The following is a 12,255-nucleotide window of genomic DNA, read 5'->3' on the forward strand; positions in this document are numbered from 1 at the left end:
TGTTAAAAGAGCTTGTGCTCAATAAAATAAAAGATTTAGCTTCGCTGAGCACTTCAAAGGAGATTTCTCAATCGCGAAAAGCTCATTTCAAAATGACAGTGGGTTTTTGTTAACTAAGTATAACACGTTTCGTCATATCGAACGCAGCGCAGCGAGGAGATATCTGTTACTTTTACATGCTTTTGTTAAAGGAGCTTGTACCCAATAAAAGATTTCTCAATCGCGAAAAGCTCATTTCGAAATGACGAAAATCCTTAACTCGCCAAAATCGCTTTAACCTGCTCATAATTAATCTGCTCATCAGGTTCGATTAAAATTCCCTTCACTCCTGCTCCGTTTGCGGCTTCTACATCACGTGGTTTATCGCCAATCATTACAGATAAAGCTGGGTCGATATCATATTTTGCAATGGCATCTAATAACATACCAGAACCTGGCTTACGGCATAAACATGGTTCGTTTATGGTTGGGTGGTGTGGACAATGGTAGGCATCCTTAAATTCAACTCCTTGTTTTTTATAGGTGTCGAATAAAATTTGGTGCATTTCTGCTAAAGCTTCTTCAGTATAACGTTTTAAAGCAATGCCACCTTGGTTGGTAATTACAATAAGCAAATAACCTTCGTTGTAAAATTTCTTTAAAGGTGGGATTTGATATTCCAAAACTTCAAAATCTTCAACTCTACAAATGTAATCATGCCTTTCGTGATTTAACACTCCGTCTCTATCTAAGAATATTGCCTTTTGCTTCATTTGGTAAAGATGTTGAAAAGTTTGAATGTTTTAAAGTTAAAATACTAAAAGGAAAAATATTCAAGGGATCTTGCCATTATCTTGATAAAACCAAAATAAATAAAAGCGCTATTTTAAATCAAAAACTCCTGCTAAACGCACATCTGCAGATGAGGAACCTATCATCAATTTAATTTTACCAGGCACTATTGATAAATCATCTAACTGCTCGTTATAGTGTTGTATATCAGAAGCTTTCAATTCAAAAGTCACCTCTTGTAGTGCTCCTTTTTTAATATTGATGCGTTTAAAACCCTTTAATTCTTTAACTGGCATGTTTTGTCCTGCCTGGCTGATGTAAAGTTGAACGACTTCATCACCATCAAAATTGCCCGTATTTTTTACAGTAAAACTGATATTTAACGGTTTTTGCTGATCGAGTTGATCAGAGGATAATTTTAAATCGCTGTATTTAAAACTAGTATAACTTAAACCATAACCAAATGGATATAAAACAGGCTTAGTGACATATCTATATGTTTTTCCAGTCATACTGTAGTCCTCAAATATTGGTAAATCATCAATGGATTTGTAAAAGGTAACTGGTAATCGCCCTGCGGGATTGTAATTACCAATCAATACATCCGCTAATGCGGCACCACCCTTTTCGCCGCCGTACCAAGTTTCTACAATAGCATCTACATTTTGCTGTTCCCAATTGATAGATAATGCGCTACCGTTTAATAATACCAAAACAATAGGTTTACCTAATTTTTTAAGCTCCTTTAGTAAATCTGTTTGTATTACTGGTAAGTTTAAATCAGTTTTATCTCCACCCAAAAAGCCTGGCACTTTCACTTTCAATTCTTCACCTTCTAACCTAGGAGAAATACCACCAATAAAAACAATCACTTCAGCCTTTGCTGCAATAGCTAAAGCTTCATCAAAATCTTTTTGTCTGTTATAACCAGGTGTATCAATTACATTGCAGCCTTTTGCATACCTCACACTGGTGGATGAAAATGTTTTTTGAATACCTTCTAAAGGTGTTACAATGTGTGCTGGATCTCCGTTATAATTGCCTAATAAAATTTCTGCATCATTGGCATTTGGTCCAATTACCGCTAAATTTTTAATGTTTTTAGAAAGTGGTAATGTTTGTTTATTGTTTTTAAGCAATACAATAGCTTCTTTGGCCATTTGTAAAGCATGAGCTTGATGTTTTTGGTTATTAACTACACTATAAGGAATTTTTGCATAGGGGTTTATATCATCATCATCAAAAACACCTAGTTTAAATTTAGCCCTCAGCAAACGAGCAACAGCAGTATCTAGTTCGCTTTCTTTTAAAAGTCCTTGCCTTATAGCGGGAATTACTGCACCAGCATAACCCCAACATTGGTTATCAGCCCCTCCTTTTATAGCTTGTGCCACTGCTTCAACACTATCTTTTGCTGTTTTATGAAACATGAAAAAATCATAAACTGCACCACAATCTGTAGCTACAAAACCTTTAAATCCCCATTTTTTGCGTAAAATATCATTTAATAAATAAGTATCGCTACAACAAGGTTTGCCATAAAGGCGATTGTAGGCACACATAAACGAATATACATGTCCATCTTGTGTAAGCATTTTAAAGGCAGGTAAATAAGTTTCCCATAAATCTCTTTTTAAGGGTTTAGCATCAAACTCGTGTCTACTAGGTTCTGGCCCGCTGTGTACGGCAAAATGCTTTGCTGTGGTGATTGTTTTAAAATAATTAGGATGATCGCCTTGCATACTTTTTACAAATGCTACGCCTAATTTTCCAGTTAAATAGGGGTCTTCGCCAAAAGTCTCGTGTCCTCTGCCCCAGCGTGGGTCTCTAAAAATATTTACATTGGGCGAGTAAAAAGTTAATCCGGTATAAATATCACGATTGCCCTCTTTAACAAATTGATGGTGCTTTGCTCTTGCCTCATCACTTACCATTGTACCCATTGTAAAAATAGCATCGATATTAAATGTTGCAGCTAAACCAATCGGTTGTGGAAAAGATGTAGCCAAACCTGCTCTAGCTACGCCATGTAAAGCCTCATTCCACCAATTGTAAGCTGGCATTTTTAGTCGTTCTATTGCAGGTGTTTTACTGTTCATTTGGGCAGCTTTTTCTTCTAAAGTCATTCGCTTCAATAAATCTTGCACACGAGTTTCTAAAGGAAGTTTGGAATTTAGGTATGGGGTTTCTTGAGCAGTGCTACATAAACACGAGCATACTAAATATAAAAAATAGAGAACTTTACGCATACGGGATGTTTTATAAGCTTTTTTGGTTAACAATTTTAAACAATTTCTGGCTTAAAATCACCTATGAGTATATAAAAAATCATGGTTTTGTAATTAATCACCTTATAAATCAATAGAGTACAAGTTATCACTAGAAAATGCTTGCACAACTTTAAGGAGAACCCTATATTTGCACGCATTAAAGCAAACGATTTAATCCGAAGCTTTAATTGATTCCGTAGCTCAGCTGGTAGAGCATTACACTTTTAATGTAGTGGTCCTGGGTTCGAATCCCAGCGGGATCACGAAAGGCGCAAGAGATTGCGCCTTTTCTGTTTAAAAGATATTTTAAACCGCAATTCTGAAAAAATAATAGGTCATTTCAAACCATCTTAAATCATACAAACTGGTGCCCTAACTGGTGCCCAATTGTAATCGGTAAATTTGGGCACCAGTCATACCAGATCAAATTGATTTAAAGTAAGAAGAACAATCTGAAAACAAACAAAACGTGTTTTACCAAAAGATTGAGAAATGAAAAGTAACCAAGCCCTAAAAATCCTATTCTGGCACCGTAAATCTAAGGCAGATTCCAAGTGCTTTGCCCCTATTATCTGTAGAATTTCTATAGATGGAAAAGATGTAGAATTTTCAACATCACAAAAGGTACATATTGAAGACTGGAACGTTGAAACAAAAAAAGTTATTAGATCAACTGATTCAAAAAAAATCAATACAGCCCTTAATCACATTGAGAGTTCACTTGAAGTCAATTTTACTGTATTGAAAACCCAATATGATTGCGTAAGTCCATTAATGCTGAAAAATGCATTTCAGAATCTACCAATTGAAAACAAAAAAGATAAAGGCAAAAAAACAGAACAAAAAACACCATCATTATTAGAATTAACTGAAGGCCATATCAAGGATTTCTGCGAATTGGTAGAGAAGAAATTGCGATCAAAAGAGACATTAAAACAGTGGAAAGCTACTCAAAAGAAAATAGCTGAGTTTTTAAAATTTGAATTCAAAGTCGACGATTGTGACCTATCAGCTATTGAATATTCATTCGCTCAAAAATTCTATAAATACCTTGCTGTAAAAAGAACGCCTGTATTGGGAGATAGTGCAGCAATGAAACAGATAAAAAATACAAAACAGCTTCTTAGTTTAGCCGAGACAAATAATTGGATTTCTAAAAACCCCATCGAGAAATTCAGGTGTGGCTCGGAAGATCCTGAAATCATACCTCTTGAAGTTTTTGAGGTAGAAAAATTATGGCGGAAGAAAATTAGCATTGATCGTTTGGCTAAAGTTAGGGATGCATTCATATTTCAATGCTTTACAGGATTTGCCTATCAAGATATTTATAATCTAAGTAATGAGCACATCAAATATGTTGGAGCGGAAAATGAACCTTGGCTAGTAAAAGAACGTGGTAAAACTAAGGTTACAGAGATGGTTCCGGTACTTCCCATTGTTGCCGAACTAATAGAGAAGTATAAAAATCATCCTTATTGTAAAGTGTATAACCGTTTAATCCCAGTAAACAGTAACTTTAGGTATAACTCCTATTTAAAAGAACTATCTGATATATGTAACATAGGAAGATCTTTAAATAGTCATTTAGCGAGGCACACATTTGCCGATATGATGCTAAATGTGCTAAACTTTTCATTAGAGGATGTAAGTAAAATGTTGGGGCACAAGAACATTCGCACTACTCAGAGATATGCCAGAGTAAAGAAAAGCAGGATTGGTAAAAAGATGAATGAATCAAAAAGTATATTATTTGATAAAAAAGGAGAACTGAGAAACACTTTTCAATAGACCAATTAGCTACCGATCAGGGAGATTATTTTTGACATCTAAAGCATTTTTTAATGCTTACAGAGGAGATTACTGAAGATTTAATTTGCACCTAGCAACTTCAATGCTATCTGCTTTCACGGCGTAAACCTGTGATTTTGCTATGTTTGTACCTCCAATAACGAATACTCTGAGCAGTAACGCCTTAAAATTAATTCCCATTCCTTTTCCGTGATCTATATAACTGACACGAAAAATAGAATGGAAATCCATAGTAATCCTGTGGCTTAAACGCTTAAAACTTATAGCTATACCCTAGCCTAAAAACCTGTGTTTCCAAGTAATCTGTACTGTTGTAGGTGAAACCATTTCCAATAATGCTCCTCTTTGTTTTAAGTGTACCCAAAATATCTGTTCCATTTAGGAAGAGTTCGCCTTTTCCTTTTTGGATCTGTTTTTTAATGCCCATATCCACAAAAAACCTCGAACCTATTGTTCCCTGTGGGATGATATCCTTGGCTAAATAGACACCCGAAAGCTGTATCTGCGCTTGCCCTTTCAGTTTGAACATGTTATTGAGCTTAAAATTTCCAGAAGTGATGCTTTCTTCTGCCATGTTATAAACAGTTGGTACCGGATATCTATTTGTTATTGTAAAAGCATTGATCTTGTTTTTATAAATGGCTGTACTTGTATTAAATGAATACCAAGGAGCCAATTCTTGTTGTAATACAACCTCTCCACCTGTTTGGTAGCTTCTTCCAGCATTCTGGAAAATATTATAAAGGATGGTGTTGCCTGGAACCTGTGTTGCAATCCTTGTAATTGTTGCATTGATCATTTTGTGGTAGAGAGATGAATAGATATTTCCCTTTTTCCAGTTTAAACGGTAGCCTAATTCAACGGTATTTGTAAACTGCGGTCGCAATGTCGGATTACCAACCTTTAACAGTTCTGGCTCATCATACTTTGGAAAAATACGGATATCAACCTCATTTGGTCTGTCTACCCTTCTATTATAAAATATCGATAGTTTGTTGTTATCATCAATTTTATAGGCCAATCTTAAATTTGGAAACGGACGGGCATAGTCATAGCCATCGCTCTGATAGGTATTGTGGTTGGGATTAACATCATATTGTACTTTCACATATTCAAATCTCAAGCCCGCTTCCATTTCAAAATGGTTGGTTTCTAGCACATAATTAGCATAAGCGGCAGGAATGGTTTCCTTATAATCTGCCCAACCACCTGCGTTTACATCGATTGGTGAATTAAGCCCTGGGAAAAACTGCATATCGGTAGGAATGGTTCTTCTCCTAAACTTCAATCCCATTTCTATTCGTCCCTGTTTTAGAGGCCTAATGTAATCTAGGTTGAAATCTGCCACATGTTCATCAGAAAGCAATGCAAAAGAGTCCTCACCAGTAAAAGTGGGCATAATGTTGGTAAAGAAATATTTTTCGTCTTCCCTATGCCATGTATAGTTAAATCCTATGTTAAGCAAATGCCCAGGCTGAGAAAACTTATGCTGATAGCTTGCCGAACCCGTAGCGGTATATTTTACTTCATCCTCTAAAAACTGCCACAATCTTAACCGTTGCATCTCACCATTGAAATACGGTATATCTCCCCTATCAATAATCTTTTCCCTGTTAAAATAACCAGAGATAGTTAAGGAATTCTGCTCATTGGGATTCCAATCAATTCCTGTTTTTACGGTCGTGTAATCAGTTGTCCTGTTCCTTTTCACCTGTTGGTTGATGATTGTTCCATCGCTATAGGTTCTTGTTGCAAATTCGTTTCTATTTAAAGTTTGCGTGTACAGGTAATCGCCCTGCAAAAAGGTGTTCAGCTTGTTTTTCATATAATTTAGAGAGAGCGAAGGATTGATTTTTGGAGTTGCCTGAAATTGAGGACGGATGGTAGGCAGATTTTCTCTTCTTTCCCAAAGTGAGCCAAGTCCTGTCGTCAATCCGATCTTTCCATTAAAGCCTTCCTGTTTGTTCTTTTTATAGATGATATTGATAATCCCTGCATTTCCGTTCGCATCATATTTAGAAGAAGGATTATTGATGATCTCTATTTTTTCAATTGCAGAGGCTGGAATATTGTCCAAGCCTGTTTGGGTTCCGAAACCTGTCATTGCATTCTGTTTTCCATCTACCAGAACCGCAACCTTGTCATTTCCACGAAGCTGGATCTTGCCATCCTGCAGGGTTACCCCTGGCAGATTTTGCATAGCCTGTAAAATCGATCCTCCAGATTGCGCCACATTATTGCCAAGTGTAAAGGTCTTTTTATCCATTTTATCCGATAGTCCATCTGCATTGCTTTGTCCGACAACATTAACCGTATTCAGGGTCTGTGCATCTTCTGTTAAGATGATTTCGCCCAGATCTAAAAAAGCATTTAGTGAGCCAACTGTGATATCTTGGCTTTTCTTCTGATGCCCAACAATGGTAAATTCAAGCGAATAGTTTCCAGCAGAAAGATCAGCCAGTTTGAAACGACCTAGCGAGTCGGTAATCGTACCTGTAACAAATTTCTGATCAGTTTTCTGTTTAACTACAACATTGGCATATTCAATCGGTGCCCTGTTCTTTGCATCCTTAACAATTCCAGATACGGTTACTTTTATACTTTGTGCTTTTGAAAAGTATGCTGTAAAAATCAATAACAGGAGCAGCAAAAATTTCTTCTTAAAAATCATAACTTAAATTTATGGGGTATTAATAGATTCCGTAATTTCAGTACATAGTTAATAGGCAAATCTGTTGGAATTTAGAAGTTGAAAACACCATGTGGAAATTTTATGCAATACTTTCGGCTTTTTTTGCGGCTGCAACTGCAATCTTGGCCAAAATCGGTATCAAAGGGGTTAGCGGAAATCTTGCAACCGCAGTAAGAACAATCATTATCCTTTTTATTGCCTGGGGAATAATCTTGGTTACAGGAGAAGTCCGCGAATTAAAGACACTTACAAGGAACAACCTCCTATTCCTTGGGCTATCTGGGATAGCAACTGGTCTTTCATGGATCTTCTATTTCAAGGCACTGGAAACCGGAGAGGTTTCAAAGGTTGCCCCGATAGATAAACTGAGCGTAGCAATTGCACTGGGTTTGGCATTTTTGATCTTAAAAGAACCTATCGAAATCAAGACCCTGATTGGGGCTACACTTATTATAGCTGGAACAATTGTTATAATTTTATAGGAATACTGATTTGCTACAGAATTTAAACGTTAATTTACTTAATGAACCATAATTGACATACCTCTTAAAAATATTGGCACATGCCAATTATAGCTCACCTACCATTAAAAGCAGTAAACGCTAATGAAAATATTGGTCATAGAAGATGAAGAATCGCTTAGGGAAAGTATTGTTGCCTATCTAAAGGGTGAAGGCAACATTTGTGAAGTGGCAGGCACTTATTGGAATGCCATGGAGAAGATCAACCTTTATAGTTATGACTGCATTCTGCTCGACCTTACCCTTCCCGGGGGCGATGGGCTTAAGATCCTGAGCGAAATCAAAAACCTGAACAAAACCGAAGGTGTGCTGATCATTTCCGCCAGGCATTCCCTGGATGATAAACTAAGTGGGCTGGAAATGGGTGCAGATGATTATCTGGTCAAGCCTTTCCATCTTTCAGAACTGAAGGCTAGGATCATGGCCATAGTAAGGAGAAAGAATTTTAGCGGAAGCAATTTAATGTCCTTCAACGAAATAAACTTAGACCTTTTGGCCATGGAAGTAAGGATAAAAGAGAAGCTGGTTACCTTCACTAAAAAGGAATACGATCTGCTCATCTATTTTATTTCCAACCAGGGCAAGGTCATCACCAAAAATGCCATTGCCGAACATCTTTGGGGCGATGAGATCGATATGTCCGATGATTTTGATTTTATCTATACCCACATCAAAAACCTCCGAAAAAAATTGGTAGAAGCTGGGGCTAAAGATTATATTAGATCGATGTACGGCGTTGGTTACAAATTGGAGAATGTATGAACCCGACATGGTCAAAATAATCATTTCTTTCCTGACAATTATTATTTTGATTATCAAAGGCTCCATCTGACAATAAAAACAATAAATAGACACAGATGAAATTAGCACAGCGATATAACAGGGCAAACCTAATTACCTCGTTCATTATTTTGACGATTACCGGGGTCATCTATTATATAGCCATCCACTTTATCCTTACTGGGAAACTGGATAAAGATCTGGTAATCGAGGAGAAGGAAATTGAAGCGTATGCAAGGAATTATGGTAAGCTCCTTTCTCCGGGAGATTTCCTGCACCAAAAAGTTACTTATCAAAAGCTAACTACTGGACAAACCATCGAACGTAATTTCCATTATGCAGAATTCTATAATGAAGATGAGAAGGAAATTGAGCCTGGAAGAAGCCTGATTACAAGCGTGAATCTAAATGGGCAGAACTATCAGGTAACCATCAGCAAATCCAGAGCAGAATCAGAAGACTTGATCCAATTGATCTTTATGATCACTTTGGCCGTGACCATCCTATTATTGGTTTCATTGCTGCTCATCAACAGGTTCGTGCTTCAGCGTATCTGGAGCCCGTTCTATTCAACACTGGGTATGATGAAAGCTTTTAATATCGCCCAAAAAGAGGAAATCAGACCTCAACTGACCAAGATCGATGAATTTAATGAACTGAATGAATCGGCAAATGCGATGGCTGCCAGGGTGAGGAAAGATTATCGGGAACTTAAAAATTTCACGGATAATGCCTCACATGAAATGATGACACCTTTGGCCATCATCAATTCAAAACTCGACAGCCTACTTCAGACAGGCACTTTTTCATCGGAACAGGGAGCGCTAATAGAAAACATTTATACTGCCATCGGAAGATTGATCAAACTGAACCAATCATTGTTGCTATTGGCCAAGATTGAAAACAAGCTGATTTCCGATGTCCAGGATATTGATATGCAGCAGTTGGTCCGAGATAAGGCGCTGCAGTTTCAGGAACTTTTCGAAAAAGATCGGCTGACATTGGAACAAGAAATGCAACCCTGTAATATAAGGATGAGCAAATATCTTGCAGACATCCTATTGAACAATCTTTTCTCAAATGCCATTCGGCACAACCATTCTGGGGGAAGCATTGAAGTTGTTTTACGGGCAGGTTTGCTTACTATCTCAAATACCGGAAAAAGCGAAGGACTGGATAACCAGCTTTTCGAACGGTTCTCAAAATCGGCTTCTTCTGAAGGAACGGGCCTTGGCCTGGCCATAAGCAAGCAGATCTGTACGCTTTATGGATTTACCCTAACCTACCAACATCTTGAAAACAGGCACCAATTTCTGGTTATATTCTAGATAGATCTAAGCTGGTACACAGCTACAGAATTGCTACATAATCTACACCTAGTTTTATATCAAAATTATAAAGCCATGAAGAAAATAGTTTATGTTATCGCATTGCTGATGTTTGTTGTGACAACCAGCCATGCCCAAAAATTAAATGCTGCTAAAGTGCCGGTAGCCGTTAAGTCTGCTTTTTCAAAAACACACGCCAAAGTATCTAAAGTAAGTTGGAGCAAAGAGGATGCAAATTTCGAAGCTGAATTTACCTTGAATGGTAAAGAGACAAGTGAGGTTTACTCAGCAACGGGAGTTTTTGTAGAATCAGAAGTAGAGATGAAAGCCTCTGAACTGCCTGCCGCAGTTAAGATGAAACTGAAAGACCAAAAAATTACCGAAGCAGCAAAAATTACCAGAGCTAATGGTTCGGTTGTCTATGAAGCAGAGATTAAAGGAAAAGATCTTTTGTTTGATGCCAACGGAAATCCTGTTAAGTTGTAACAATGGGCATTTGGAAAGGTAAAATAACAATCAGTTTGCTGTTGGCAACAATGGCAACTGATTGTTTAGCACAACAACAGGATACCACCTCAAATGTTCGGCTAAACCCAATAGCGGTTACAAACATTACCGAAGAAATCAAACCAGAAAAATTTAAGATTACCCATTTTATTGCTCCAGTGGTGCTGATGGGCTATGGATTTGCAACAGTTTACGATCATGGCGCCTTAAAAGAACTTGACCTTAGCACAAAGGCCGAACTACAGGAGGACCATCCCAGATTTGCCTACCATGTTGATGACTATGCCCAATTTGCTCCCGCACTTGCTGTTTATGGGCTAAACCTAGCAGGTATAAAAGGCAGACACAATCTTTTTGACGCATCCATGTTGTATGTAACCTCTGCAGCCATTATGGGTCTATCTACCCATTTTGTAAAACGAGGTGTGCATCGTTTAAGACCGGACGATTCGGGATATAATTCCTTCCCATCTGGGCATACAGCTTCAGCTTTTGCCGCGGCAGAGTTTTTATACCAGGAGTTTAAATATAAATCGCCATGGATTGGCTATGCAGGTTATTTTGTTGCAACTGCAACAGGTACATTGAGATTGTACAACAACAAACATTGGTTCAGTGATGTAGTGGCAGGAGCAGGTTTTGGTATTGCTTCCACCAAACTGGGCTACCTAGTCTATCCCCACATCAAAAGATGGATTGGTGGGCATGGACAGAAACAGAACCTGAGTTTTACGCCAGCATACGAACACCACCAGTTGGGCTATAGGCTTACCTATAAGCTATGATTTAAAGTATTCTTAAGGTTGTCGATATTCTTCTGTTTTCTGGCCTGTAAAACTGTTTTACCATAAACAGTAAAGTATTCATGGTTTGTTAGCATCGCCAAATTGAGCGCATTCCACTGCTCAGTTGTGTAATGTATATTCAGGCAGGTTTCCCATTCCCTGCGGAGTGAAGCTTCAAATGTTGGATAGTTGGCCCTGGAAAAATGGTAGAAATCTGCATCGCACAGTACCATCTCCAAAATGTTTTTTGGGCTTTGTGGATACGTGGTTGCCAGTATGCAAGAAGTTACCTGCTCAATATACAGGGCATCAAGTCCGTTATCAGCTAAAAAATCCCTTGCGATGTTTACGCTCAATTGTTCATGGCCTGCATATCCTTTGGTATAACCAGTATCATGGAACCAGGCCGCAATGGTCACAAGGTCAAGTTCTTCAGGAGACAATCCAACTTTAACCCCGATTTCTTGTGCGGCTATCACCACATTCCCCGTATGATGGGCGCTATGAAAACTAAGCTGTAAGCTTAGTTCATCAGCAAAAAGTGTAGTTACAAACTTGCTTGAAAGTTCAACAAGGAATTTCAGCTCCATAGGATAAAAGATGTACACAAGGGTACGGTTAGAATCTGTAGCAATGTTGGAGCAGGCAAGTTCAGATTCTCTCCAGAATTCAAAGTTAGCTTTAGCCGTCGGCCAATATATATCAATACCAATGAACACCTTTAAAAAACTGAATACTTTATTCCAGTACAGGTTTGGACCTGTACTTCTAGCGGTAATATTGTTATGCACC

The 12,255-nt window shown here is 37.9% G+C and carries 10 protein-coding genes and 1 tRNA gene; 7 read left to right on the forward strand and 4 right to left on the reverse strand.

Features of this window, described 5'->3' with window-relative positions; genetic code table 11:
- Positions 1–254: 254 nt before the first annotated feature.
- Both FA045_RS14100 and FA045_RS14105 read right to left on the reverse strand, forming a co-directional pair.
- Positions 255–752 carry a D-glycero-alpha-D-manno-heptose-1,7-bisphosphate 7-phosphatase gene (locus tag FA045_RS14100; protein WP_136877726.1) on the reverse strand — a complete coding sequence of 166 codons (498 nt, stop codon included), beginning with the start codon at positions 750–752 and terminating at the stop codon, positions 255–257.
- A 108-nt stretch (positions 753–860) separates the two neighbouring features.
- Positions 861–3,020, reverse strand: a complete 2,160-nt coding sequence (locus FA045_RS14105) for a glycoside hydrolase family 3 C-terminal domain-containing protein (protein WP_136877727.1) — start codon at positions 3,018–3,020, stop codon at positions 861–863.
- 211 nt (positions 3,021–3,231) lie between these two features.
- Between FA045_RS14105 and FA045_RS14110 the strand changes: the two genes are divergently transcribed.
- Both FA045_RS14110 and FA045_RS14115 read left to right on the forward strand, forming a co-directional pair.
- Positions 3,232–3,304, forward strand: a tRNA-Lys gene (locus FA045_RS14110).
- 229 nt (positions 3,305–3,533) lie between these two features.
- On the forward strand, positions 3,534–4,829 hold the full coding sequence (locus FA045_RS14115; protein WP_136877728.1) for a site-specific integrase: 1,296 nt from the start codon (positions 3,534–3,536) through the stop codon (positions 4,827–4,829).
- Positions 4,830–5,103: 274 nt separating this feature from the next.
- Here the strand turns inward: FA045_RS14115 and FA045_RS14120 are convergent, their stop codons facing one another.
- On the reverse strand, positions 5,104–7,521 hold the full coding sequence (locus FA045_RS14120; protein WP_136877729.1) for a TonB-dependent receptor domain-containing protein: 2,418 nt from the start codon (positions 7,519–7,521) through the stop codon (positions 5,104–5,106).
- A gap of 89 nt (positions 7,522–7,610) precedes the next feature.
- On the opposite strand from FA045_RS14120, the gene FA045_RS14125 reads away from it, so the two are divergent.
- The 5 genes from FA045_RS14125 to FA045_RS14145 all read left to right on the forward strand — a co-directional run bounded on the left by FA045_RS14125 (position 7,611) and on the right by FA045_RS14145 (position 11,463).
- Positions 7,611–8,024: an EamA family transporter gene (locus FA045_RS14125; protein WP_136877730.1), complete on the forward strand. Its 414-nt coding sequence runs from the start codon at positions 7,611–7,613 to the stop codon at positions 8,022–8,024.
- A 123-nt stretch (positions 8,025–8,147) separates the two neighbouring features.
- Complete coding sequence (locus FA045_RS14130; RefSeq protein WP_136877731.1) at positions 8,148–8,825, forward strand: response regulator transcription factor; 678 nt, start codon at positions 8,148–8,150, stop codon at positions 8,823–8,825.
- Between the two features lie 95 nt (positions 8,826–8,920).
- Positions 8,921–10,171: a sensor histidine kinase gene (locus FA045_RS14135; RefSeq protein WP_136877732.1), complete on the forward strand. Its 1,251-nt coding sequence runs from the start codon at positions 8,921–8,923 to the stop codon at positions 10,169–10,171.
- A 75-nt stretch (positions 10,172–10,246) separates the two neighbouring features.
- On the forward strand, positions 10,247–10,657 hold the full coding sequence (locus FA045_RS14140) for a hypothetical protein (RefSeq protein ID WP_136877733.1): 411 nt from the start codon (positions 10,247–10,249) through the stop codon (positions 10,655–10,657).
- A gap of 2 nt (positions 10,658–10,659) precedes the next feature.
- Positions 10,660–11,463 carry a phosphatase PAP2 family protein gene (locus tag FA045_RS14145; protein ID WP_225871344.1) on the forward strand — a complete coding sequence of 268 codons (804 nt, stop codon included), beginning with the start codon at positions 10,660–10,662 and terminating at the stop codon, positions 11,461–11,463.
- Here the strand turns inward: FA045_RS14145 and FA045_RS14150 are convergent.
- A complete protein-coding gene (locus tag FA045_RS14150; RefSeq protein WP_225871345.1) occupies positions 11,451–12,254 on the reverse strand; it encodes an HD domain-containing protein in 804 nt (267 codons plus the stop codon). The two genes, FA045_RS14145 and FA045_RS14150, sit on opposite strands and share 13 nt — an antisense overlap.
- Position 12,255: the final 1 nt, after the last annotated feature.

Origin of the sequence: Pedobacter cryotolerans (assembly GCF_005116475.1) — a bacterium.
GTDB classification, from domain to species: Bacteria; Bacteroidota; Bacteroidia; order Sphingobacteriales; family Sphingobacteriaceae; genus Pedobacter; species Pedobacter cryotolerans.

Coding starts and splice junctions, on each gene's coding strand:
- FA045_RS14100 (WP_136877726.1), bottom strand. CDS start 752: ATGAAGCAAAAGGCAATATTCTTAGATAGAGACGGAGTGTTAAATCAC.
- FA045_RS14105 (WP_136877727.1), bottom strand. CDS start 3,020: ATGCGTAAAGTTCTCTATTTTTTATATTTAGTATGCTCGTGTTTATGT.
- FA045_RS14115 (WP_136877728.1), top strand. CDS start 3,534: ATGAAAAGTAACCAAGCCCTAAAAATCCTATTCTGGCACCGTAAATCT.
- FA045_RS14120 (WP_136877729.1), bottom strand. CDS start 7,521: ATGATTTTTAAGAAGAAATTTTTGCTGCTCCTGTTATTGATTTTTACA.
- FA045_RS14125 (WP_136877730.1), top strand. CDS start 7,611: ATGTGGAAATTTTATGCAATACTTTCGGCTTTTTTTGCGGCTGCAACT.
- FA045_RS14130 (WP_136877731.1), top strand. CDS start 8,148: ATGAAAATATTGGTCATAGAAGATGAAGAATCGCTTAGGGAAAGTATT.
- FA045_RS14135 (WP_136877732.1), top strand. CDS start 8,921: ATGAAATTAGCACAGCGATATAACAGGGCAAACCTAATTACCTCGTTC.
- FA045_RS14140 (WP_136877733.1), top strand. CDS start 10,247: ATGAAGAAAATAGTTTATGTTATCGCATTGCTGATGTTTGTTGTGACA.
- FA045_RS14145 (WP_225871344.1), top strand. CDS start 10,660: ATGGGCATTTGGAAAGGTAAAATAACAATCAGTTTGCTGTTGGCAACA.